At 71.7% G+C, this 21,981-nt stretch carries 20 protein-coding genes and 1 tRNA gene; 13 read left to right on the top strand and 8 right to left on the bottom strand.

Features of this window, described 5'->3' with window-relative positions:
• Nucleotides 1–30: 30 nt before the first annotated feature.
• Both J3P38_RS12370 and pyk read left to right on the top strand, forming a co-directional pair.
• Entirely contained in the window at nucleotides 31–1,488 is a 1,458-nt protein-coding gene (locus J3P38_RS12370; RefSeq protein WP_210503847.1) for a glutamate synthase subunit beta, read from the top strand.
• A gap of 143 nt (nucleotides 1,489–1,631) precedes the next feature.
• Complete coding sequence (pyk, locus tag J3P38_RS12365) at nucleotides 1,632–3,080, top strand: pyruvate kinase (RefSeq protein ID WP_210441145.1); 1,449 nt, start codon at nucleotides 1,632–1,634, stop codon at nucleotides 3,078–3,080.
• A gap of 55 nt (nucleotides 3,081–3,135) precedes the next feature.
• Here pyk and J3P38_RS12360 read toward each other — a convergent pair.
• Nucleotides 3,136–3,218: transfer RNA gene (locus tag J3P38_RS12360), tRNA-Leu, on the bottom strand.
• A gap of 127 nt (nucleotides 3,219–3,345) precedes the next feature.
• On the opposite strand from J3P38_RS12360, the gene J3P38_RS12355 reads away from it, so the two are divergent.
• The 6 genes from J3P38_RS12355 (at nucleotide 3,346) to J3P38_RS12330 (ending at nucleotide 9,072) form a co-directional block, all read left to right on the top strand.
• A complete protein-coding gene (locus J3P38_RS12355) occupies nucleotides 3,346–3,936 on the top strand; it encodes an ANTAR domain-containing response regulator (RefSeq protein WP_307807908.1) in 591 nt (196 codons plus the stop codon).
• Nucleotides 3,937–4,197: 261 nt separating this feature from the next.
• A complete protein-coding gene (locus J3P38_RS12350; RefSeq protein WP_210441143.1) occupies nucleotides 4,198–5,355 on the top strand; it encodes a branched-chain amino acid ABC transporter substrate-binding protein in 1,158 nt (385 codons plus the stop codon).
• A gap of 89 nt (nucleotides 5,356–5,444) precedes the next feature.
• Nucleotides 5,445–6,437, top strand: a complete 993-nt coding sequence (locus J3P38_RS12345; protein ID WP_307807890.1) for a branched-chain amino acid ABC transporter permease — start codon at nucleotides 5,445–5,447, stop codon at nucleotides 6,435–6,437.
• Nucleotides 6,434–7,585, top strand: a complete 1,152-nt coding sequence (locus J3P38_RS12340) for a branched-chain amino acid ABC transporter permease (RefSeq protein ID WP_210503846.1) — start codon at nucleotides 6,434–6,436, stop codon at nucleotides 7,583–7,585. Before J3P38_RS12345 ends, J3P38_RS12340 begins: the two co-directional genes overlap by 4 nt.
• Complete coding sequence (locus J3P38_RS12335) at nucleotides 7,578–8,363, top strand: ABC transporter ATP-binding protein (RefSeq protein WP_307807889.1); 786 nt, start codon at nucleotides 7,578–7,580, stop codon at nucleotides 8,361–8,363. The genes J3P38_RS12340 and J3P38_RS12335 overlap by 8 nt, the downstream gene beginning before the upstream one ends.
• Nucleotides 8,353–9,072, top strand: coding sequence for an ABC transporter ATP-binding protein (locus J3P38_RS12330; protein ID WP_210441139.1), 720 nt, complete (start codon nucleotides 8,353–8,355; stop codon nucleotides 9,070–9,072). Before J3P38_RS12335 ends, J3P38_RS12330 begins: the two co-directional genes overlap by 11 nt.
• Before the next feature lie 103 nt (nucleotides 9,073–9,175).
• On the opposite strand, the gene J3P38_RS12325 is transcribed toward J3P38_RS12330, so the two are convergent.
• From J3P38_RS12325 to J3P38_RS12315, 3 genes are read right to left on the bottom strand one after another with little or no spacing between them, the layout of a single operon-like run.
• The gene (locus tag J3P38_RS12325; RefSeq protein ID WP_210441137.1) at nucleotides 9,176–9,934 is read right to left on the bottom strand and encodes an amino acid ABC transporter ATP-binding protein; all 759 of its coding nucleotides are present in this window, start codon (nucleotides 9,932–9,934) and stop codon (nucleotides 9,176–9,178) included.
• Nucleotides 9,931–10,731 carry an amino acid ABC transporter permease gene (locus J3P38_RS12320; protein WP_246851235.1) on the bottom strand — a complete coding sequence of 267 codons (801 nt, stop codon included), beginning with the start codon at nucleotides 10,729–10,731 and terminating at the stop codon, nucleotides 9,931–9,933. Before J3P38_RS12320 ends, J3P38_RS12325 begins: the two co-directional genes overlap by 4 nt.
• 22 nt (nucleotides 10,732–10,753) lie before the next feature.
• Complete coding sequence (locus tag J3P38_RS12315; protein ID WP_210503845.1) at nucleotides 10,754–11,602, bottom strand: basic amino acid ABC transporter substrate-binding protein; 849 nt, start codon at nucleotides 11,600–11,602, stop codon at nucleotides 10,754–10,756.
• A 198-nt stretch (nucleotides 11,603–11,800) separates the two neighbouring features.
• Here J3P38_RS12315 and J3P38_RS12310 point away from each other — a divergent pair, with 198 nt between their 5' ends.
• The gene (locus tag J3P38_RS12310; protein WP_210503844.1) at nucleotides 11,801–12,370 is read left to right on the top strand and encodes a GNAT family N-acetyltransferase; all 570 of its coding nucleotides are present in this window, start codon (nucleotides 11,801–11,803) and stop codon (nucleotides 12,368–12,370) included.
• A gap of 30 nt (nucleotides 12,371–12,400) precedes the next feature.
• Here the strand turns inward: J3P38_RS12310 and J3P38_RS12305 are convergent, their stop codons facing one another.
• On the bottom strand, nucleotides 12,401–12,886 hold the full coding sequence (locus tag J3P38_RS12305; protein WP_210441128.1) for a hotdog fold thioesterase: 486 nt from the start codon (nucleotides 12,884–12,886) through the stop codon (nucleotides 12,401–12,403).
• Between the two features lie 85 nt (nucleotides 12,887–12,971).
• On the opposite strand from J3P38_RS12305, the gene polA reads away from it, so the two are divergent.
• Entirely contained in the window at nucleotides 12,972–15,674 is a 2,703-nt protein-coding gene (polA, locus tag J3P38_RS12300; protein ID WP_210503843.1) for a DNA polymerase I, read from the top strand.
• Here polA and J3P38_RS12295 read toward each other — a convergent pair.
• Nucleotides 15,668–16,981: a lipopolysaccharide biosynthesis protein gene (locus J3P38_RS12295; RefSeq protein ID WP_210503842.1), complete on the bottom strand. Its 1,314-nt coding sequence runs from the start codon at nucleotides 16,979–16,981 to the stop codon at nucleotides 15,668–15,670. The genes polA and J3P38_RS12295 overlap by 7 nt on opposite strands.
• 25 nt (nucleotides 16,982–17,006) lie before the next feature.
• On the opposite strand from J3P38_RS12295, the gene J3P38_RS12290 reads away from it, so the two are divergent.
• On the top strand, nucleotides 17,007–18,797 hold the full coding sequence (locus J3P38_RS12290) for a hypothetical protein (protein WP_210503841.1): 1,791 nt from the start codon (nucleotides 17,007–17,009) through the stop codon (nucleotides 18,795–18,797).
• Nucleotides 18,798–18,842: 45 nt separating this feature from the next.
• On the top strand, nucleotides 18,843–18,998 hold the full coding sequence (locus J3P38_RS12285; RefSeq protein ID WP_210503840.1) for a hypothetical protein: 156 nt from the start codon (nucleotides 18,843–18,845) through the stop codon (nucleotides 18,996–18,998).
• Between the two features lie 88 nt (nucleotides 18,999–19,086).
• Here J3P38_RS12285 and J3P38_RS12280 read toward each other — a convergent pair whose 3' ends face one another.
• Nucleotides 19,087–20,250, bottom strand: a complete 1,164-nt coding sequence (locus tag J3P38_RS12280; RefSeq protein ID WP_210503839.1) for a glycosyltransferase family 4 protein — start codon at nucleotides 20,248–20,250, stop codon at nucleotides 19,087–19,089.
• 110 nt (nucleotides 20,251–20,360) lie between these two features.
• Here J3P38_RS12280 and J3P38_RS12275 point away from each other — a divergent pair, with 110 nt between their 5' ends.
• Nucleotides 20,361–21,191 carry a class I SAM-dependent methyltransferase gene (locus tag J3P38_RS12275; protein ID WP_210503838.1) on the top strand — a complete coding sequence of 277 codons (831 nt, stop codon included), beginning with the start codon at nucleotides 20,361–20,363 and terminating at the stop codon, nucleotides 21,189–21,191.
• Here the strand turns inward: J3P38_RS12275 and J3P38_RS12270 are convergent.
• Complete coding sequence (locus J3P38_RS12270; protein ID WP_210503837.1) at nucleotides 21,185–21,904, bottom strand: class I SAM-dependent methyltransferase; 720 nt, start codon at nucleotides 21,902–21,904, stop codon at nucleotides 21,185–21,187. The genes J3P38_RS12275 and J3P38_RS12270 overlap by 7 nt on opposite strands.
• Between the last annotated feature and the right edge of the window lie 77 nt (nucleotides 21,905–21,981).

Below are 21,981 nucleotides of genomic sequence, written 5' to 3'. Positions count from 1 at the left end.
CTCGTCACACCCAGATGGAAGGTGGGCACCGTGGCTGACCCGAAGGGATTCCTGAAGCACGGCCGTGAGGTGGCCTCGCGGCGCGAGGTCGCCGAGCGCGTGCGGGACTGGAACGAGGTCTACCCCGACGGCATCGGGCGCGCCCTGCTGCCGATCATCAACACCCAGGCCGGCCGCTGCATGGACTGCGGCATCCCGTTCTGCCACCAGGGCTGCCCGCTGGGCAACCTCATCCCGGAGTGGAACGACCTGGTCTGGCGCGACGACTGGGACGGCGCGATGGACCGGCTCCACGCGACCAACAACTTCCCGGAGTTCACCGGGCGGCTGTGCCCGGCGCCGTGCGAGACGGCCTGCGTGCTGGGGATCAACCAGGACCCGGTGACCATCAAGAACGTCGAGGTCTCCATCATCGACCGGGCCTGGGGCTCGGGCTACGTCCGGCCGGAGCCGCCGGAGTGGCTCTCGGGCAAGACCGTCGCGGTCGTCGGCTCCGGTCCGGCCGGTCTCGCCGCGGCCCAGCAGCTCACCCGTGCCGGCCACACGGTCGCGGTCTACGAGCGCGCCGACAGGATCGGCGGCCTGCTGCGCTACGGCATCCCCGAGTTCAAGATGGAGAAGAAGCACCTCGACCGTCGGCTGGACCAGATGCGTCGCGAGGGCACCGTCTTCCGGGCCGGCGTCGACGTCGGCGGGGACCTCACCGGCCCGCAGCTGCTCGCCCGCTACGACGCCGTCGTCCTGGCGATGGGCGCCACGCAGGCGCGGGACCTGCCGGTACCGGGCCGCGAGCTCGGCGGCATCCACCAGGCGATGGAGTTCCTGCCGCAGGCCAACCGGGTCGCCGTCGGCGAGGAGGTCGCCGACCAGCTGGTCGCGTCGGGCAAGGACGTCGTCATCATCGGTGGCGGCGACACCGGCGCGGACTGCCTCGGCACGTCGATCCGACAGGGCGCCCGCTCGGTCACACAGCTGGAGATCATGCCGCAGCCCGGTGGCGACCGCCCGTCGGGACAGCCGTGGCCGACGTACCCCATGCTCTTCCGGGTCTCCTCGGCGCACGAGGAGGGCGGGGACCGCGTGTACGCCGTCTCGACCCAGGAGTTCCTCGGCGACGACGACGGCAACGTCGCCGCCCTGCGGCTCGTCGAGGTCGACTCGAGGTTCCAGCCCGTCGCGGGCACCGAGCGCGAGATCCCGGCCCAGCTGGTGCTCCTGGCGATGGGCTTCGTGGGCCCGGAGAGGGCCGGGCTGCTCGAGCAGCTCGAGGTGGAGCTCGACGAGCGCGGCAACGTCCGGCGCGACGAGTCGTACGCCTCGTCCGTGCCGGGTGTCTTCGTCGCCGGCGACGTCGGTCGCGGGCAGTCGCTCATCGTGTGGGCGATCGCCGAGGGCCGCAGCGCGGCCGCCTCGGTCGACGCGTATCTCACCGGCTCCTCCACGCTGCCGGCGCCGATCAAGCCGCACGAGCGCCCGCTCACGGTCTGAGGGCGCACCGGGGGCGGCGCGGCCACCTCGTCCGGGCCGGGTCGGTGCGTGGGGCAGGTTTCCGCTCGGCAGAACCTGCCTCACGCACCGCTCGGCGGGGGAGGAGGTCGTTGGAACGATCCAATATCCGCTAGGGTGGAGCCGTGCGTAGAGCCAAGATCGTCTGCACCATGGGCCCCGCGGTGAACACTCCCGAGGGGATCCGCTCACTCGTCGAGGCGGGCATGGACGTCGCCCGGCTCAACATGAGCCACGGCGCGTACGCCGACCACGAGGCCGTCTACCGCCTCGTGCGGCAGGCCTCCGACGAGTCGGGCCACGCCATCGGCATCTTCGCCGACCTGCAGGGTCCCAAGATACGCCTGGAGACCTTCGCCGACGGTCCGGTGAAGCTCAAGCGCGGAGCGACCTTCACGATCACCACCCGCGACGTCGTCGGCAACGCCGAGGTGTGCGGCACGACCTACAAGGGCCTGCCGGGCGACGTGCAGCCGGGTGACCCGCTGCTGATCGACGACGGCAAGGTCCGCCTGCGGGTGACGTCGGTCGACGACACCGACGTGGTGACCGAGGTCGTCGTCGCCGGCAAGGTCTCGAACAACAAGGGCATCAACCTGCCCGGCGTCGCGGTGTCGGTGCCCGCGCTGTCGGAGAAGGACACCGAGGACCTCCGCTGGGCGCTGCGCCTCGGCGTGGACTTCATCGCGCTCAGCTTCGTCCGCAACGCCCGCGACGCCGAGGACGTGCGCGCGGTGATGCGGCAGGAGGGCATCCACGTCCCGGTCATCGCCAAGATCGAGAAGCCGCAGGCCCTCGACAACATCGACGAGATCGTCGACGCCTTCGACGGCATCATGGTCGCCCGCGGCGACCTCGGCGTGGAGTGCCCGCTCGAGGACGTGCCGATCCACCAGAAGCGCATCATCGACAAGGCGCGCCGCAACGCCAAGCCGGTCATCGTGGCGACCCAGATGCTGGAGTCCATGATCAGCTCGCCGGCGCCCACGCGCGCGGAGGCGAGCGACGTGGCCAACGCCGTCCTCGACGGCGCCGACGCGGTGATGCTCTCGGGCGAGACCAGCGTGGGGGAGTACCCCGTCGTCGCCGTGGAGACCATGGCGCGCATCGTCGAGTCGACCGAGGAGCACGGGCTCGGCCACATGGCCGCGGTCGAGTGGCAGCCGCACACCCGCGGCGGCATCATCGCCAAGGCGGCGGCCGAGGTCGCCGAGCGCGTGCACGCCAAGTACGTCGTCGCCTTCACGACCAGCGGCGACTCCGCCAAGCGGCTCTCGCGCTACCGCGGCCCGATCCCGGTCCTGGCCTTCACCCCGGAGGCCCGCACCCGCTCCCAGCTGGCCCTCACCTGGGGCGTGGAGACCTTCCAGGGTGCCGAGGTCGAGCACACCGACGAGATGGTGCGCCAGGTCGACGAGTCCCTGCTGGCGATCGGCCGGGTCACGGAGGGCGACGTCGTCGTCATCATCGCCGGCAGCCCGCCCGGCATCCCCGGCTCCACCAACGCGCTGCGGATCCACCGGATGGGCGACGCCATCAACGGGGTCGCCCCCGCCTACCGCCGCTCGCGCTGAGCACCGGACGGCAGCCGATGGCGCGGTGCTCCGGCACGCCCGGCGCACAGCACGGTGCCGGGTGTGGGAGTCGAACCCACACGCCCTCGCGGGCAGTGGTGTTTGAGACCACCGCGTCTGCCATTCCGCCAACCCGGCTAGGTGGGCACACCGTATCGGAACTAGCCTTTCCGTCGTGACGCAGCCCGACGCCGCACACCCCGATGTCGCACACCCCGACGCCGCACCCGGTGGGACCGGTCCCGCCGCGGACGGCGTACGCCGCGTGGTGATCGCCGAGGACGAGGCCCTCATCCGGATGGACCTCGCCGAGATGCTCGGCGAGGAGGGCTACGAGGTGGTCGGCCAGGCCGGCGACGGCCGGCGGGCGATCGAGCTCGCGCGCGAGCTGCGGCCCGACTTGGTGATCCTCGACGTGAAGATGCCGGTGCTCGACGGCATCGCCGCCGCGGAGACGATCGCGGGCGAGCGCATCGCACCGGTCGTGATCCTCACCGCCTTCTCCCAGCGCGACCTCGTCGCCCGGGCCCGCGATGCCGGCGCGATGGCCTACCTCGTCAAGCCGTTCCAGCGCGGCGACCTCGTGCCCGCCATCGAGATGGCGGTCAGCCGGTTCGCCGAGATCAGGGTGCTCGAGCGCGAGGTGGACGACCTCCAGGAGTCGCTGGCCACCCGCAAGTCGGTCGACCGCGCCAAGGGCGTGCTGCAGGAGCAGCTCGGGCTCAGCGAGGGCGAGGCGTTCCGGTGGATCCAGAAGACCGCCATGGACCTCCGGCTGTCGATGAAGCAGGTCGCCGACGGGGTCGTCGAGCACGGCGTCGCCGGGCTGGGCGGCGAGGGTCGGCCGGGCGCCTGAGATCCGGGCCCGCGGCCGGCTCGACGGCCGGCTGGGGGAGCGGCGTGACGGGCGGCTCGACGGGCGGCTGGTCCCCCCGCGGGTCCGCGCCGCGGGCGCGTCACCGGCCGCTGTGGCCCGCGGTGCAGACCAGTTGGTCACGAAACGGCAACGGGACGGGCCTCCGTTCGCGCAATCGTGTTCTGGGCCACACCGTGGATGTTAGGTTCCCGCCACGAGGCTGCCGAGGTGGACAGCCCACTTAGAACTACGGAGGGATCCATGATCCGCTCATCCAAGTCCTGGCAGGCCGTCGCCGTCGCGGCGGTCGCCGGTTTGGTGCTGACCGCGTGTGGCACGACCGAGGACGGCGGCGGCGACGCCTCCGGCAGCGGTGGCGGCGACGGCGCGGCCTGCGACGTCACGATCGCGTTCTTCGGCCCCGAGACGGGCCCCGCGGCAGGCCTCGGTGCCCCCATCATCCAGGGTGCCCAGCTGGCCCTCGACGAGTACAACGCCGACGCGGAGTGCCAGATCGAGATGCTGAAGTTCGACTCGCAGGGCAGCCCCGACGAGGCGCCCGCCCTGGCCACCGAGGCCGCCGGCGACGAGGCCCTCATCGGCATCGTGGGTCCCGCGTTCTCCGGTGAGTCCGCCGCGGCCGGCCCGATCTTCGCCGAGGCCGGCCTGCCGACCATCTCGCCGTCGGCGACCAACCCGACGCTGGCCGACAACGGCTGGGACACCTTCCACCGTGTCCTGGGCAACGACGCCACGCAGGGGCCGGCCGCCGCGACCTACATCTCCGACACCCTGTCGTCCAAGGCCACGTTCGTCATCGACGACGCGTCCGAGTACGGCGCCGGGCTGGCGCAGGAGGTCGAGGGCGGCCTCGGTGACGTGGTCGTCGGCACCGACACCATCCAGGCCGGCGACACCGACTTCTCCGCCACCGCGCAGCGCGTCACCGCCTCCAAGGCCGACACCGTGTTCTTCGGTGGCTACTACGCCGAGGCGACCATCCTCGTCAGCCAGCTCAAGGACGCCGGCTTCGACGGCACCTTCGTCGCCGCCGACGGCGTGAAGGACCCCGCCTTCCTCGACGCCGGCAAGGACGCCGAGGGCTCGGTCCTGACCTGCCCCTGCATCCCGAACACCGACCCCGCGGTGGCCGAGTTCGCCTCCGCCTACGAGGAGGCGTTCGGCGAGGCGGCCGGCACCTACGCGGCCGAGGCCTACGACGCTGCCAACGTCTTCCTGGACGGCATCGCCGAGGGCATCGACAACCGCGAGGAGATGCTCGAGTTCGTCAACAACTACGACGAGGCCGGTGTGACCAAGCAGGTCTCCTTCGACGAGAAGGGCGAGCCCAGCGAGGTCCACGTCTACTCCTACAAGGTCGAGGGCGGCGAGATCGTTCCCGAGGGCGAGATCAGCTGACCTTCAGGCACCATTCACGCAGTGACGCACCGCTGCGGTCGGGGGACTTCCCGACCGCAGCGGTGCCACGATGAGGGCCAGGAGGCCTGGTGGACTTCGACTTCTTCTTCAACAACCTGCCGCAGCTGACCATCACCGGACTCGCCTTCGGTGCGATCTACGCCCTGATCGCGCTGGGCTACACGATGGTCTACGGCGTGCTGCAGCTCATCAACTTCGCCCACTCCGAGGTGTTCATGTACGGCACCTTCGCCACCCTGTGGACGGTGTGGGCCCTCACCGGCTCCGGCGGCGCCAGCGGCATGCAGCTGGTGGGCATCCTGCTCCTCGCGCTGGTCATGTCGATGCTGACCTCGGCGCTTGTGGCGCTGCTCCTCGAGCGCGTCGCCTACCGGCCCCTGATCAAGCGGAACGCCCCGCGGCTCATCGCGCTGATCTCGGCGATCGGCGCGTCGTTCGTGCTGGCCGAGCTGATGGGTCTGCGCGACCGCGTCACCGGCTGGTTCGGCCTCGACGACACCCTCGACCGCTACGTGAGCGGCGCTCGCATCAACGCGAGCATGTCCGGGGTCGTCAACATGCCCAACGTCGACATCTTCGGCATCCCGGTCAAGACCGTGGACCTCCTGGTCATCGGCGCCGCCCTGCTGATGATGGTCGTCGTGGACCAGTTCGTCCGTCGTTCGAAGCTGGGTCGCGGCATCCGCGCGACCGCCCAGGACCAGGAGACGGCCGCCCTCATGGGCGTCAACCCCACCCGCACCATCCAGATGACGTTCCTCATCGGCGGCCTGATGGCCGGCGTCGCGGCGTTCCTCTACATGCTCAAGATCGAGGTCACCAAGTTCGACGTCGGCTTCCTGCTGGGCGTCAAGGCGTTCGCCGCCGCCGTGCTCGGCGGCATCGGCAACCTGCGCGGCGCCCTGCTGGGTGGCCTGCTGCTCGGGGTCGCCGAGAACTGGGGTGCGGCGCTGATCGGCACCGAGTGGCGCCACGTCGTGGCGTTCGTGCTGCTGGTCGTCATCCTGCTCTTCAGGCCCACCGGACTGCTGGGTGAGTCGCTCGGAAAGGCACGCGCATGAGCAACAAGACAAGCAAGGCCGGCGGCTTCCGCGCTCGTGTCACCGGGCTGCCCAAGCCGGTGAAGTTCCTCGGCTGGATCGTCCTGGCGCTGCTGGCGTACGCCCTCCCGCTGCTGGAGCCTCCGTTCATCTCCACGCCCGGCGTCGACTTCGGCGGCGTCCTGTTCGTGGTCACGATGTACGGCCTGGTGGCCCTGGGCCTCAACATCGTGGTCGGCTACGCCGGCCTGCTCGACCTGGGCTACGTCGGCTTCTACGCCATCGGCGCCTACACCGTGGCGATCCTGACGTCGTTCCACGCCAACTGGCCGCTGCTCCTCGCGCTGCCGGTCGGCATGCTCGCCACCCTGCTGGGCGGCATCATCCTCGGAACGCCCACCCTGCGCGTGCGTGGCGACTACCTCGCCATCGTGACGCTCGGCTTCGGCGAGATCATCCGGCTCGTGGCCGTGAACACCGAGTGGCTGGGCACGTCCAAGGGCATCTCCAACATCGCCCGTCCTCCGAGCCTGGAGCTGTTCGAGATCCCGCACCTGAACTGGGACACGGGCGTGCCGCTGGTCGACTTCAACGACTCCACGACGTTCATCGAGTTCGGCGTGCTCGACCAGATCCCCTACTACTGGATGGGGCTCACGGTCGTCATCCTCGTGCTGATCGCCGACAAGCTCATCAAGGACAGCCGGGTCGGTCGCGCGTGGGAGGCCACCCGGGAGGACGAGGACGCCGCCGAGCTCATGGGCGTGCCGACCTTCCGCTTCAAGCTCCTCGCGTTCGCGACCGGCGCCTTCGTCGGCGGCCTGGCCGGCGGGCTCTACGCGAGCCGCCAGAGCTTCATCAACCCGCAGTCGTTCCTGCTGCTCTTCTCGATCCTGTTCCTCGCCGCGGTCGTCATCGGTGGCCAGGGCAACCGCTGGGGCGTGCTGGTCGGCGCCGTGCTGGTCGCCTACCTGCCCCAGCGCTTCCGCGAGTTCGACGACTTCCGCGTCCTGGTCTTCGGCCTCGCGCTCGTCGCGCTGGCGATCCTGCGTCCCGAGGGACTGTTCCCCCCACGACGCACCGTGCGGGCCAAGCAGCTCGAGCAGGAGCTCGACGAGCTCGAGGGCGCCCACGACGGACACGACGGAGAGGCGGCAGCCCGTGCCTGACCACACGAAGGTGCTCGAGGTCGAGAACCTCACCCTGAAGTTCGGGGGCCTCACGGCCCTGGACGACGTGAGCTTCCACATCGCCGAGGGCGAGATCCTCGGCCTGATCGGCCCGAACGGCGCCGGCAAGACGACGTGCTTCAACGCCATCACGGGCGTCTACCGGCCGACGTCGGGCTCGATCCGCTTCCGCGGGGAGTCGCTCGTCGGCAAGAAGAGGTTCCAGATCACCCAGGCGGGCATCGCGCGGACGTTCCAGAACATCCGCCTGTTCCCGACCATGACGGCCCTGGAGAACGTGCTGGTCGGCGCCGACGCGCGGCACAGCACGGGCATCTTCAGCGCCCTCTTCCGGCTCCCGAAGCACCGCCGCGAGGAGGCCGAGGGCCACGACCGGGCCATGGAGCTGCTGCGCTTCATGGGCATCCAGCGCCACGCCGACGAGCTGGCGGCCAACCTCTCCTACGGTGACCAGCGCCGGCTCGAGATCGCCCGTGCCATGGCGACGAACCCGAAGCTGATCTGCCTCGACGAGCCGGCGGCCGGGTTCAACCCGGAGGAGAAGCGGGTCCTGATGGACCTCATCCGCAAGGTGCGCGACCAGGGCTACACGGTGCTCCTCATCGAGCACGACATGCGCCTCGTGATGGGCGTGACGGACCGTATCGTCGTGCTGGAGTTCGGCAAGCTCATCGCCGAGGGCAGCCCGGCGGAGATCCGCGACAACCCCGCCGTGATCGCGGCCTACCTCGGAGTGGAGGAAGAAGATGCTTCTTGAGGTCGAGGGCCTGTGTGTCAACTACGGGCACATCGAGGCCATCCGTGACATCAGCTTCGACGTGCCGGAGGGCAGCGTCACGACGCTGATCGGCGCCAACGGCGCCGGCAAGACGACGACGATGAAGACCATCTCGGGCCTGCGCAAGGTGCGGGCCGGCGCGGTGAGGTTCGAGGGCAAGGACATCACCAACGCCGCGCCCTACGACCGGGTCAAGCTGGGCATCAGCCAGTCGCCGGAGGGACGCCGCTGCTTCGTGGGCATGACCGTGCGGGAGAACCTCGACATGGGCGCCTTCGTGCGCAACGACCGCAAGAGCAAGGCGTACAAGGACGACATGGACCGCGTCCTGGCCCTGTTCCCGCGCCTGGCCGAGCGGATCAACCAGTCGGCCGGCACCATGTCGGGCGGCGAGCAGCAGATGCTGGCCATCGGCCGCGCCCTCATGGCGCGCCCGCGGCTGATCCTGCTCGACGAGCCGTCGATGGGCCTCGCGCCCAAGCTCATCGCCCAGATCTTCTCGATCATCAAGGAGATCAACGAGCAGGGCACCACCGTGCTGCTCGTGGAGCAGAACGCCGCACAGGCGCTCAAGGCGGCGGACAACGCGCACATCCTCGAGACCGGGGAGATCGTCCGCTCGGGCAGGGGCAGCGAGCTCGCGGGCGACGACTCCGTCAAGGCCGCCTACCTCGGCGGCGACGTCTGAGACCGACGCCGCAGCGCGGACGTGACGAAGGGCCCAGCCGATCTCCGGCTGGGCCCTTCGTCGTGCTGCGTCCGGTGCTGCGTCGGGGTGCAGCGTCGGGCTGCTACAGGACCTTCGACAAGAAGGCCCGGGTGCGCTCGTGCTGGGGCGCGGCGAGGACCTCGCGCGGGTCGCCCTCCTCGACGATGACGCCGCCGTCCATGAAGACCAGCTTGTCGCCGACCTCGCGGGCGAAGCCCATCTCGTGGGTCACGACCATCATGGTCATGCCCTCGGAGGCGAGCGTCTTCATGACCTCGAGCACGTCGCCGACGAGCTCGGGGTCGAGCGCCGACGTCGGCTCGTCGAAGAGCATCATGTCGGGGTCCATCGACAGGGCGCGGGCGATGGCCACGCGCTGCTGCTGGCCGCCGGAGAGGTGGGCGGGGTAGGCGTTCTCGCGTCCGGCGAGCCCGACCTTCTCGAGGTTCGCCCGGGCGACCTCGACGGCTTCCTTCCGGGACCGCTTCCTCACCTTCTCCTGCGCGACCGTCAGGTTGCGCAGCACGTTCATGTGGGGGAACAGGTTGAACTGCTGGAAGACGATGCCGATGCGCGAGCGCACGGCGTCGAGGTCGGTCTCCGGGTCGATGATGTCGACGCCCTCGACCAGGATCTGTCCGCTGTCGGGCTCCTCGAGGCGGTTCACGCAGCGCAGCAGCGTGGACTTGCCCGAGCCCGAGGGGCCGATCACGCAGACGACCTCGCCGTTGTCGACGTGGAAGTCGATGCCCTTGAGCACCTCGTTGGAGCCGAAGGACTTGTGCAGCCCCCGGACCTCGATCGCGGCGGTCGCGGCGTCGGGACGGGTGGTGGCGGTCATCGTGACCTCCTTTGCCGCTTCTCCAGCCAGCCGACCAGCTGGGTGAGCGGGAGCGTGATGACGAGGTAGAGGATCGCAGCCTGCACCAGGCTCGTCGACGTGCCGGCCGTGGGACCGCTGGCGAGGAAGTCCCTGGCGAGCGTGGTGAGCTCACGCTGGTCGGCGGCGAAGCCGATCACGAAGAGCAGCGACGTGTCCTTGATGAGCAGCACGAACTCGTTGGTCAGCGGCGGGATGACGATGCGGAACGCCTGCGGGAGGACGACGGTCACCGTCGTGCGGCCACCGCTCATGCCGAGCGAGCGCGCGGCCTCGGTCTGGCCCTTCGGGACCGCCTGGATGCCGGCGCGCAGCGTCTCGGCCATGTAGGCGGACCCGACCAGGATGAGGGCCACGATGCCGGCGCCGACCGAGCCCCCGGGCGGCGTCCACTGGAAGGCGATGGTGATGCCGAACGCCATGAACAGCATGACCAGCAGGGCGGGGAGCCCACGGAAGAACTCGATGTACGCCGTGGCGAGCCACCGGTACGGCCCGACGGGGGAGAGCTTCATCAGCGCCAGCAGCAGCGCGAGGAGCAGGCCGCCGGCGAACGCGATCACCGTGTAGATCAGGGTGTTCTTGACGCCGACCGTGATCAGCTCGCCCCAGGCGCCCGGGGGGACGAAGCCCTCGGACTTGAAGAAGTTCGCCTTGATCGCCGGCCAGTCGGCGACGAGGGCCAGAGCGACCGCGACGCCCAGAAGGACTGCGTACAGGACCCCCTGGACGAGGCGGCGCTTCGTGGTGCGCTTCATAGCCATGAAGTGTGGGCTGCGCTCACTCGGTCGAGAAGTAGGTGTTGTAGATCTCGTCGTAGGTGCCGTCCTCGCGCATCTCGGCGAGCTGCTCGTTGACGGCCTCGACCAGGGCGGTGTTGCCCTTCTTCATGGCCAGTCCGTACTGCTCGTCGGTGGAGTAGGTCTCCACCACGGTGAAGCCGCCGGCCTTCTGGTGGTCCAGGTTGACCGGGAGGTCCTGGAGCAGCGCGTCGACCTGTCCGGCCTTGATCGCCTGGAACATCTCCGCGTCGCTCGGGAACGAGACGATGTCGGCGCCGGAGGCGTTCTCCTCCGCGTAGGCCTTCCCGGTCGTCCCCTGCTGGACACCGACCTTGACGCCGTCGAGGTCCTCGATCGAGGTGATGTCGGACCCCTCGGGCACGAGCAGCGACTGCTCGGAGTCGTAGTAGCCGTCGGAGAAGTCGAGGGCGGCCTTGCGCTCGTCGGTGATCGTCATCGCGCTGGCAGCCAGGTCGCACTGGTTGGCGTTGAGGGCCTGCCCGCTCTGGAGGGCGTCGAAGGAGGAGTCCTTCACGGCGAGCTCGAGCTCGAGCCCGTCGGCGATGGCCTGCACGATGTCGATGTCGAAGCCCTTGAAGCCGGACTCCGAGCTCTCGTCGAAGTCCTCGAAGGGCGGGTAGGGGACGTCGGAGCACACCGTCAGGGTGCCGCTGGCGATGGTCGTGACGCCGGAGCCGCCGCTCGATCCGCCGTCGTCAGCGCCCGAGCCGCCGCCGTCGTCGGAGCCGCACGCGGTGAGGACCGTGGCAAGGGCCAGGGTGGAGACGAGAGCGACGGAGCTCCGGACGATGCCGCGAGCCGGGCGCGGAAGAGTGCGAGATGCCATGGCCGCGAGGGTAGTGCACCCGCGCGGGTGCGAGGCGGGTGCGGTCGGGCAAAGTTTGGTCTCGATTCGGTGTCCGACCGCCCGGGGGCACCTCGGCGTGGCCGGCAGCGGCTGGTGGGCGTACCCTCGCTCGCACGTGGTGCCGGGAAGGCACGGCAGGGGGGCCACGGGGATTCGCTTGAGGAGATGGGTGGGTCGATGAGCCGGACGCCGGTGACCGTGCGCAAGGCAGAGCCTGCTGACGTCGCGTCGCTGCGTGAGCTGTGGGGCGACATCCTGCGGCGCGGACCGCGCGACGAGCAGCTGGCCGACGTGGCCCGCATCGTCGAGACGGCGGCCGAGCGCCCGGACCAGTGCGTGGCGGTGGCCGAGGTCGACGGCGAGGTCGCCGGCGCGGTCTACCTCGAGGCGACGACGTTCACCCCGCTCAACCTCGAGCCGGCGGTGCTCGCCGTCTCCCCCCACGTCTTCTCGCACTTCCGCCGCAAGGGCGTCGGCAGCGCGCTGATGGAGGCGGCCTGCCGCTTCGCCGAGCAGCACGGGATCACCCACGTCCAGACCGCCGCGGCCGCCGAGGCTCGCGACGCCAACCGCTTCATGGCACGCCTGTCGTTCGCGCCGCAAGCGACGCTGCGGGCCGCCACGACGAGCGCCGTCCGCGCCCGCCTGCCGCAGTCGCGCCAGGCCACCCCGGCCGCCTCGAGCCGCCAGCGCATCGACCGGGTGCTGGCCGCGAGGCGGATCCGGCGCGAGCGCGTCCCGGGCTGACCGCCCGCGTCCGGCACCGTCCGACGCGGGTCAGCCGGTGGGAGCCTCGAGCAGCGCGCAGGTGATGCGGGCGGTGCACACGCGCCGGCCGCGCTCGTCGCTGATGGCGATGTCGTAGGACGTCGACGAGCGTCCCAGGTGGATGGCCGTGGCCACACCGGTGACCAGGCCGGACGTGGCCGAGCGGTGGTGGGTGGCGTTGATGTCCACGCCCACGGCGATCCTCGCGGGGTAGGCGTGGACCGCCGACCCGATCGAGCCGAGGGTCTCGGCCAGCACGACCGAGGCGCCGCCGTGCAGGAGGCCGAACGGCTGGGTGTTGCCCTCGACCGGCATGGTCGCCACCACCCGCTCGGCGGACACCTCGACCAGCTCGACGCCCATCTTGTCGTTGAGCCGTCCGTTTCCCTCGGGGAGGAAGGCGAGGAGCTCCTCCACGGTCAGGTCGGCGAGCGACGCCGGCTGCGGGGCACGGTCCGGGGCCGGGTCGGGGGTGGTCGCAGGTGTCTGGCTCATGGGCCCCATCCTCTCCCAGCCGCACCGGTCGGCAGGGCCGGGCCTGGCGGTCCTCGCTGTCGGCGTCGGCGGCTAGAGTCGGCGGGTGCCCGAGACGAGCGAGACGACGCGCCCCCGCCTCCTGCTGCTGGACGGCCACTCCCTGGCCTACCGGGCGTTCTTCGCCCTCCCGGTGGAGAACTTCGCGACGGCCTCCGGGCAGCACACCAATGCCGTCTACGGCTTCACCTCCATGCTGGTCAACGTGCTGCGCGACGAGACGCCCACCCACGTGGCGGTCGCGTTCGACAAGTCGCGCCAGACCTTCCGCCTCGAGGAGTACGGCGACTACAAGGCCAAGCGCAACAAGACGCCCGACGAGTTCGGCAGCCAGCTGCCCCTGATCCGGCGCGTGCTCGACGCGCTGCGCATCCAGCACCTGTCGATGGAGGGCTACGAGGCCGACGACATCATCGCCACGCTGGCCACGCAGGCGCTCGCCGAGGGCATGGAGGTCCTCATCATGACCGGCGACCGCGACTCCATCCAGCTGGTCACCGACGACTCCACCGTTCTCTACACGATGCGCGGCGTCAGCGAGCTGGCCCGGCTGACGCCAGCCGCGGTGCAGGAGAAGTACGGCGTCCCCCCGCACCGCTACCCCGAGCTCGCGGCGATCGTGGGGGAGACCTCCGACAACCTGCCCGGCGTGCCGGGCGTCGGCCAGGGCTACGCCGCGAAGTGGATCAACCAGTTCGACGGCCTCGACAACGTCATCGCCCGCGCCGACGAGATCACCGGCAAGAAGGGCGAGGCGCTGCGTGCGCACCTCGGCGACGTCATCCGCAACCGGCGGCTCAACGCGCTCGTGCGCGACCTGACCCTCCCGGTGCGGCCCGCCGGGCTGGTCCGCCAGCCGTGGGACCGCACCGCCGGCTTGGAGCTGCTCGACGAGCTGGAGTTCCGCGGGGAGCTGCGCACCCGTCTGCTCGACACCATCGACCCCGACCCGGCCGACGCCGCGGAGGCCGAGTCCGGCTTCGAGCTCGACGGCCGTCGGCTGGCGGCGGGCGAGGCCGAGGCGTGGCTCGCGGAGCACGCGCCGGCCGGCCGGCGCGTCGGCGTCGCCGTGCAGGGCACGTGGCGTGCCGGCACCGGAGACGTGCACTCCGTCGCGGTGGCGACCCGCGACGGGCAGGCCGCCTGGATCGACGTCGCGGGGATCGGGCCGGAGGACGACGCGGCCGTCGCGGCGTGGCTGGCCGACCCCACCCGTCCCAAGGCGGTCCACGACGCCAACGGCCCCAGCCTCGCCCTGGCGGCCCGCGGGTGGGAGCTGGGCGGGCTCGAGGTCGACACCGCACTCGCGGCGTACCTCGTCCAGCCCGACCAGCGCTCCTACGACCTGGCCGACCTCACCCTGCGCTACCTCAAGCGCGAGCTGCGGCAGGACACCCCCGACACCGAGCAGCTCAGCTTCGACGCGATGGACGACACGGCCGCGAGCGACACCGCGATGCTCACCGCCCGGGCCGTCCTCGACCTCGCCGACGCCCTGGACGACGCCGTCGAGGAGCACGGCGGCACGCGTCTGCTGCGCGAGGTGGAGCTGCCGCTCATCGGCACCCTCGTGCGCATGGAGCAGGTGGGCATCGCCGTCGACGTCGACTACCTCGAGGGCCTCGAGTCCGAGTTCGGCGACCAGGTGCGGGCCGCGGCCAACGACGCCTACGACGTCATCGGCAAGGAGATCAACCTCGGCTCGCCCAAGCAGCTCCAGACGGTGCTCTTCGACGAGCTCGACATGCCGAAGACCAAGCGCACGAAGACCGGCTACACCACCGACGCCGACGCGCTGCAGGCGCTCTACGAGAAGACCGAGCACCCCTTCCTGCAGCACCTGCTGCGCCACCGCGACGTGATCCGGCTGCGGCAGACGGTCGAGGGGCTGCTCAAGACCGTCGCCTCCGACGGTCGCATCCACACAACCTACAACCAGATCATCGCCGCGACGGGGCGGCTCTCCAGCACCGACCCCAACCTCCAGAACATCCCGATCCGCACCGAGGCCGGACGCCGGATCCGTGAGGCCTTCGTCGTCGGGGAGGGCGGTGAGTCCCTGATGACCGCCGACTACAGCCAGGTGGAGATGCGGATCATGGCGCACCTCTCCGAGGACGCCCTGCTGATCGAGGCGTTCCGCTCCGGCCAGGACTTCCACTCGACCACCGCCGCCCGGGTGTTCGACGTCGAGGCGTCCGCCGTGAACCCCGAGCAGCGCGCCAAGATCAAGGCGATGAACTACGGCCTCGCCTACGGCCTGTCCGCGTTCGGGCTGTCGCAGCAGCTGCGCATCGACACGTCCGAGGCGCGGGCGCTGATGGACGAGTACTTCGAGACCTTCGGTGGCGTGCGCGACTACCTCGGCGGCATCGTCGACGAGGCGCGGCGCTCCGGCTTCACCGAGACGATCCTGGGACGACGCCGCTACCTCCCCGACCTCACGAGCGACAACCGCCAGCGCCGCGAGACCGCCGAGCGGATGGCGCTGAACGCCCCGATCCAGGGCTCGGCGGCCGACCTCGTCAAGGTGGCGATGCTCGGGGTGGAGCGTGCCCTGGCCGAGCGGGGCCTGCGCTCGCGGATGCTGCTGCAGGTGCACGACGAGCTCGTGTTCGAGGTCGCGCCCGGGGAGGCCGACGCCCTGACCGAGCTGGTGCGCGCGGAGATGGGGGGCGCCGCCGAGCTCGCGGTCCCTCTCGACGTCTCCATCGGCGTGGGCCGCAGCTGGCACGACGCGGCTCACTGAGCGGTCGGACGCTCCCGCAGCTTCACGAAGCTGATCGCGGACAGCACGAGCAGGAGCACCAGCTCGACGGCGAGCACAACACCGAGCAGTCCGGACACGCTCGAGACCATCGTCGAGGCGACGCCGACGAGCACGACCAGCGCCACCCACACCAGGACGACCGACAGCGTCCCCTGGCGGGCCAGCACGAAGTAGACCAGCAGCTGCAGCAGCGCCATGCACGTGCCGAGGAGTGCGAAGACCCACAGCAGTCCGCTGACCTCGTCGTACTCCCGGCCGCCGGCGAAGACCAGCACGAGGTCCGGCAGCACGGCGGTGGCGAGCACGCACGCGCCACCGAGGCCCCCGACCAGCGCCATGCTGCTGACCAGCGCACGGGCGGGGTTGAGGCTCGTGGACATCGACGGGAAGGCGACGACGACGACGAACTGGGGCAGGAACATCACCGCCCTCGACACGATGAGGCCGGCGGCGTAGAGGCCGGAGTCGTGGGAGTCGAGCACGGAGCGTCCGACGAGCATGTCGATGTTGGTGAGGGCGAAGTACGCGAAGAGCGCCTGCGAGTTGACGACCGCCTCCTTGATGACGGGCAGGAAGCCGTGCCGGTCGTGCGTGTCGCCGGACTCCCGGCCGTGGCGGAGCACGGCCAGGCCGTAGAGGAAGGGTGCGTAGTAGCCGAGCGTGACGCCGAGGAACGCCATGAACTCGGTCGGCTGCCACAGGATCAGCGCCAGGCCGACGACCAGGCGCGGCACCCCGGAGAGCACGTAGAGGATGGCCAGCTGGCGCCAGCGTCGCTCGCCCTGGAGGATCCCGGCCTGTGCGCCCGTCATCGTCATCGGCACGGCCGCGACCGCGGCCAGCAGCGCGGTCGGCAGGCTGTCGAGGCCGAGGAGGTGGTTGACGAGGGGGGCGCCGACCAGCAGCAGCCCGCCGAGCAGCAGCGAGGCGCGCATCGAGACGCGCAGGACCTCCCGCTCGATCTGTCCCACGTGCGTCGGGTCGGCGCTGATCCGGCGGGCCGCCGTGGCCTGGAGGCCCAGCTGGACGACGCTGACGATCATGACGAGGTTCATCAGCGCGAAGAACGCCCCGTAGGGGACGGGGCCGATGATGCGGGCCGCCGACATGGTGAACCCGTAGGTCGCCAGGTTCATCAGCATCATCGCGACCGCGATCTGGCCGCTGCTGCCCAGCAGCGCCGCGACAGCGGCTCGTGGTCCCCGGCCCTCGCGCGGGCTCGTGCGGTCCCCGCCGTCCCCCTGGTCGGCGACGTGGCGCGATCGGTAGCGCGCTCGGGTGGCCATGCGGCACACCCTATGGTGTCTCAGCGTGGGGCGACGGAGCGACGCTGTGGTTCGTGCGGCACCCGCGGTGTGGTCCCTGGCGCTGGCCGTGCTGATGCTGGGTCCGGCGCTCGGTCGAGGCTACGTGCTGGCCTACGACATGGTGTGGGTGCCGGACCTCACGGTCCGGGGGGACTTCCTCGGCCTCGGCTCGAGCCTGCCGCGCGCGGTGCCCTCCGACATGGTCGTGGCACTGCTCGACGAGGTGGTGCCCGGAATGGTGCTGCAGAAGCTCGTGCTGGTGGGCACGCTGGTCCTCGCCGGCACGGGGGCCTGGCGGCTCGTGGCCCGGGCCGGGGTGGTGGCGTCCGTGGCCGCGTCCACCTTCTACCTGTGGAACCCCTTCGTCGCCGAGCGGCTGGGGATCGGCCACTGGCCGCTGCTGATGACCTACGCGGCGCTGCCCTGGATCCATCTCCTCGTCCTCCGGTTGGCGGCGGGGGAGCGGTGCCTGCCGCAGCTCGTGCTGTGGCTCGCCTTCGCGAGCCTGAGCCCGGTGGGAGGCATCGTCGCCGGCCTGCACGCCGTGCTGGGCCTCGCAGTGGCCGGCCGCGCGGCCACCCGCGCCACGGGCTGGGCGGTGGGCGCCGTGGTCGCCGTCAACGCGCCGTGGCTCGTGGCGGGGGTGCTGCACGGTGCCGGCGCGGTCAGCGACGCCGCAGCCGTGCGGCTCTTCGCCGCGCACGGCGAGGGCATCCTGCCGTCCTGGGCGGCCGTGCTGGGGCTCGGCGGCATCTGGAACGCCGAGGTGGTGCCGGCCTCCCGCACGACCTGGGTGGGCGTCGTCTCGCTCCTCCTGGTGCTCCTCGTCTGCGCCGCCGGCCTCCGGTCGTGGTCGGGCGCGGAGGGGCGCCGGGCGCGGCTGGCGCTGCTGGTGCCGGCGGCCGTCGGGCTCGTGGTCGCGATAGCCGGTGCCGTGGCGCCCGGCCCGGTGGGCTGGCTGGTCGGGCACGTCCCGGGCGCGGGACTCGTGCGCGACGGCACGAGGTTCCTCGCCCTCGCCGCCCCGCTGCTGGCGGTGCTCTGGGGACGCGGCGTCGCCCAGCTGGCCGCGTCCGTGCCCGCACGCCTGCCCGCCGTGGTCCTGGGAACCGTCCTGGCGCTGACCCCGCTCGCCCTCATGCCGGACGCCGCGGTGGGCCTCTCCGGGCGGCTGGACGCAGTCGGCTTCCCCGACGACCTCGAGTCGGCCCGGCGGGCGGTCGCGGACAGCCGGCGCGCCGGCCGGGAGGGCGACGTGCTGTCGCTGCCGTTCACGTCCTACCGCCGGCCGGGATGGAACGACGGTCGACGCACGCTCGACCCCGTCGGTCGCCACCTGCCCGCCGACTACCTGGCCAGCGACACCCTCGTCGTCTCGGGCACCGAGGTCCCCGGTGAGGACCCCCGCGCGCGGAGGGTCGCGCGGGACCTGGCGACCCTCGCCGGCGACGACCTGGAGCGGGCGCTCGCCGACGAGGGGATCACGTGGGTCGTGGTCGACCTCGAGGCCACGGCCGACCTCGCCGCCGAGGGCCTGGACGCCCCCGCGCTCGGGTCGGTGCCCGCGCTTCCCGACGCCGAGGTGCTGCACCGCGGGGACCTGCTGGCCGTGTGGGAGCTGCGCGGGCACGACGGCGCCGGCGCGGCCGGGCCTGCCGGCCGGCCCGCGTCACTGGCGGTGCTGCTCGGCGCGTGGGCGCTGGCCGGCGGCGCGATCGCTGCGGCGGCCCTGCGCCTCGGGACGCGTCGCCGACCCGCGCGTCGAGTGCACCGGGAAGTGCACCGGGGGACCTGACGAGGTGCTACCGTGCTCCCCGGTCTAGTGAACTGGGAGACATTCGTGCAGGGAATGATCGGTGGCATCGTCGCGGTCGTCGTCGGCCTCGTGCTCGCCGCGCTCACCACCGTGGGCGTCGTCAGCACGGTGAGCAGTGCCCCGTCGCAGCCCGAGCAGAGCGTCATGGACTACGGCACCAACCAGCAGGCCGCCGAGTAGGTCCCCCCGGGCGCGTCGTCGCGCGCCCGCCTCCCGCACCCGATCCGTCGTCCGGGCGCGCCCGCGTCCGGCGGTGGAGCCGCGCTGGTCAGGGGCCGTCGGGGTCCTCGACCGCGAGGCGCCGGCCGGCGAGCACGTCGGACAGCACGTGGGCGAACGACTCCTGCGAGTGCGCCCACGAGAAGGTGTGCGACATCTCGCGGGCGCCCTTGCCGAGGCGCCTGCGCTCCGCGTCGTCCGCCACGAGCCGGCGTGCGGCCTCGACGAGCTCCGCGGGCGTGTCGACCAGCAGGCCGGAGCTGCCGTCGGCGATCGACTCGCGCGTGCCTCCGGCGGAGGCGTAGGCGATCGTCGGCACGCCGTGGCTGCCGGCTTCACCGACGACGATGCCCCAGCCCTCCTTGAGCGAGGGCAGCAGCATGAGCCACGACCTCGCCAGGATGTCGTGCTTCTCCTGCTCGCTGACGTGCCCGGTGAAGACCACCGCGTCGTCGGCTCCGCGCTGCGCGACGTAGTCGCGCAGGTTCTCCTCCCACCAGCCGTTGCCGACGACCACGAGGGTCGCGTCTGGGTGGTCGGAGCGCAGGGCGACGATGGCGTCGATCGCGTGCTCCACCTGCTTGTGGGGGACCAGTCGGCCGAGCACGCAGATGAGCGGCGCGGCGCTCCGCGGTACGTCTAGGGCGGGTGGGGGTGCGGTGCCGTTGTGGACGACAGCGATGCGCTCGCGCCCCACCCCGAGGGCGACGAGCTCGCTGCGGGTCGCCCGCGACACCGCGACGTACTGCGAGCGCCGGTAGAGGCGCGGCGCCAGGACCCGCTCGACCCACCACCCCACCCGGCCGAGCAGTCCGGGGAAGACGACGGGCCACTGCTCGCGGTGGACGTGGTGGACCAGGACCGCGACGGGTGCGCGGGTGGCGAGGCGGGTGAAGAAGGGCAGCCCGTTCTGCACGTCGACGACCAGGTCGACCTTGCCGAACCGGCGCAGCAGCAGGTGCAGGAGGCCGAGCGGGTAGATCCCGAGGTGGTCGCCGCGGCGGACGTAGCGCACCCCGTCGACGACCTCGTCGCGCGGCGCCTGGCTGTGGGCGGCGCAGAAGATCGTCGCCCGCGCGCCGCGCTCGACCAGCCCGCGCGCCATCGCCTCGACGTAGCGCTCCGAGCCGCCGCCCTCCGGGTTGCGGGTGTCGCGCCAGTTGAACAGCACGACGTGCCGACCCGCGAGGGACGCCGTTGCGGTCGACTGCATGGGGTGATGTTACCCACGAGTTCGGTCCGTGTCCGGTCCTCGGTGGACCCCGGCGCGGAGCCGGTTCCTGGCCCCCGGGAGCACGGGGGTCCCTGCCATACTCCTCGACCATGCCCAGCCTGGACGCCCTGCGGCTCTTCCACGAGCGCCGGATCGCCGTGCCGGTCGACGACGACGCGCTCGTGCTCGACGTCGGCAGCGGCGACAAGCCGTCGTGGCGCGCCGACGTGCTCCTCGACCGCTACACCGGGCCCGAGCACGCGGCGCAGCGCTCCGGCCGCGCCGCGGCCCGCGTCAGCCGCCCGCTCTTCGACGCCGACGCCGCCGACATGCCGTTCCGCGACGGGGCGTTCGACTACGCCATCTGCTCCAACGTGCTCGAGCACGTCGAGGACCCTGCGGCGGTCGCCTCCGAGCTCAGCCGGGTGGCGCGAGCCGGCTACATCGAGGTGCCCGAGGCCGCGAGCGCGAAGATCGTCGACTTCCCGAGCCACGTGTGGTGGTGCCGCCTCGACGAGGGGCCCAGCGGACCGACCTTGGTGATGACCGCCAAGCAGGCGCCCTTCTTCGACGCCGAGATCGACGCCTACATCGAGCGCGCCGGGGTCCGCGACCAGCTCGACGCGGTGCTCAACCGGCGCTTCGAGCACCGTGTCATCCAGTACCACTGGACCGGGTCGGTCGACATCAGGACCGAGGGCGAGCTCGACCCGGCCTTCTTCGCCGCGGCGATGCGGTCGCCGGGTCACCAGCGAGGCTGGGAGGCCACCGCGGCGCAGGCGCTCACCGCGGCCCTGACCGTGCGGGCCCGACGGCGGCGCCGGGACCGGCGGATCCCGTTCGAGCGGGTGGTCAAGCCCGAGCACCACCGCGGCGAGGAGTACCTCGAGCGCAGGATCTACCGGCCCGGCCCGCCCCCGGCGCCCGCCACCGATCAGTAGGGGTCGTAGGGGCCCTCGTGCCCGAACACCCGGGCCGCCACCGCGCGCAGCCGCAGCCGCAGCAGCACCTTCACGGCGACGTTGCGCAGCCACCACGGGAGCTCCCGCACGATGCGCAGGCGGTCGACGGCGCTGGGCCGGCCGACGCGGAAGAGGGCGAGCGAGCCCGCGCGCCGCTCGTAGCGCAGGTGGCGGGACGGCAGCACCTTCGCCAGCACCCCGAGGGTGACCCCGATCGAGGAGTAGCAGTCGTGGACGAGGACCGGTGCGCCGTCCGGCAGGTGGCGCGCCCACTTGAGGTCGTCGCTCAGCGTCCAGTAGTCGTGCTTGCCGTCGATGTAGAGGTAGTCCAGGTCGCGCGACCACCCCGGACGCGCCCGGGTGCTGTACTCGGGGAGCAGCTCCACGACGTCGCCGAGCTCGGCCGCGCGGACGTTGCGCTCGAACTTGTCGCGGGTGGACGGCCCACCGAAGAGCCGACCGTCGACGAACGGGTCGACGGCGACCACGCGCCCGCCGTGCGCGCGCGCGGCGGCCGCCAGCACGACGGTCGACTTGCCCTGGTGGCTGCCGATCTCGAGCAGCAGCGGCTCGGCCGGCAGGTCGCGCGCCGTGTCGAACAGCAGCCGCGCCTGGTCCTCGGTCAACCAGCCCGGGATGGCCGACGCCACGTCCCAGGCAGCCTCGAATTCGAGGGCCGGTCGATCAGGCATGGGCGGTTCCTCGGCGCCGGTCGGCCGGGCTGGCCGAGACTACGGACGCAGAATATAGACTGCGCGACGCTTGGGCT

Origin of the sequence: Nocardioides xinjiangensis, assembly GCF_017916455.1 — a bacterium.
GTDB lineage: Bacteria > Actinomycetota > Actinomycetes > Propionibacteriales > Nocardioidaceae > Nocardioides > Nocardioides xinjiangensis.
This window is presented reverse-complemented; position numbering and strand designations above follow the sequence as displayed.

Excerpts from the sequence above, each read along its gene's own strand:
- J3P38_RS12350 (WP_210441143.1), top strand. The coding sequence starts at position 4,198 with ATGATCCGCTCATCCAAGTCCTGGCAGGCCGTCGCCGTCGCGGCGGTC.
- J3P38_RS12340 (WP_210503846.1), top strand. The coding sequence starts at position 6,434 with ATGAGCAACAAGACAAGCAAGGCCGGCGGCTTCCGCGCTCGTGTCACC.
- J3P38_RS12330 (WP_210441139.1), top strand. The coding sequence starts at position 8,353 with ATGCTTCTTGAGGTCGAGGGCCTGTGTGTCAACTACGGGCACATCGAG.
- J3P38_RS12325 (WP_210441137.1), bottom strand. The coding sequence starts at position 9,934 with ATGACCGCCACCACCCGTCCCGACGCCGCGACCGCCGCGATCGAGGTC.
- J3P38_RS12320 (WP_246851235.1), bottom strand. The coding sequence starts at position 10,731 with ATGAAGCGCACCACGAAGCGCCGCCTCGTCCAGGGGGTCCTGTACGCA.
- J3P38_RS12315 (WP_210503845.1), bottom strand. The coding sequence starts at position 11,602 with ATGGCATCTCGCACTCTTCCGCGCCCGGCTCGCGGCATCGTCCGGAGC.
- J3P38_RS12310 (WP_210503844.1), top strand. The coding sequence starts at position 11,801 with ATGAGCCGGACGCCGGTGACCGTGCGCAAGGCAGAGCCTGCTGACGTC.
- J3P38_RS12305 (WP_210441128.1), bottom strand. The coding sequence starts at position 12,886 with ATGAGCCAGACACCTGCGACCACCCCCGACCCGGCCCCGGACCGTGCC.
- J3P38_RS12295 (WP_210503842.1), bottom strand. The coding sequence starts at position 16,981 with ATGGCCACCCGAGCGCGCTACCGATCGCGCCACGTCGCCGACCAGGGG.
- J3P38_RS12280 (WP_210503839.1), bottom strand. The coding sequence starts at position 20,250 with ATGCAGTCGACCGCAACGGCGTCCCTCGCGGGTCGGCACGTCGTGCTG.
- J3P38_RS12275 (WP_210503838.1), top strand. The coding sequence starts at position 20,361 with ATGCCCAGCCTGGACGCCCTGCGGCTCTTCCACGAGCGCCGGATCGCC.
- J3P38_RS12270 (WP_210503837.1), bottom strand. The coding sequence starts at position 21,904 with ATGCCTGATCGACCGGCCCTCGAATTCGAGGCTGCCTGGGACGTGGCG.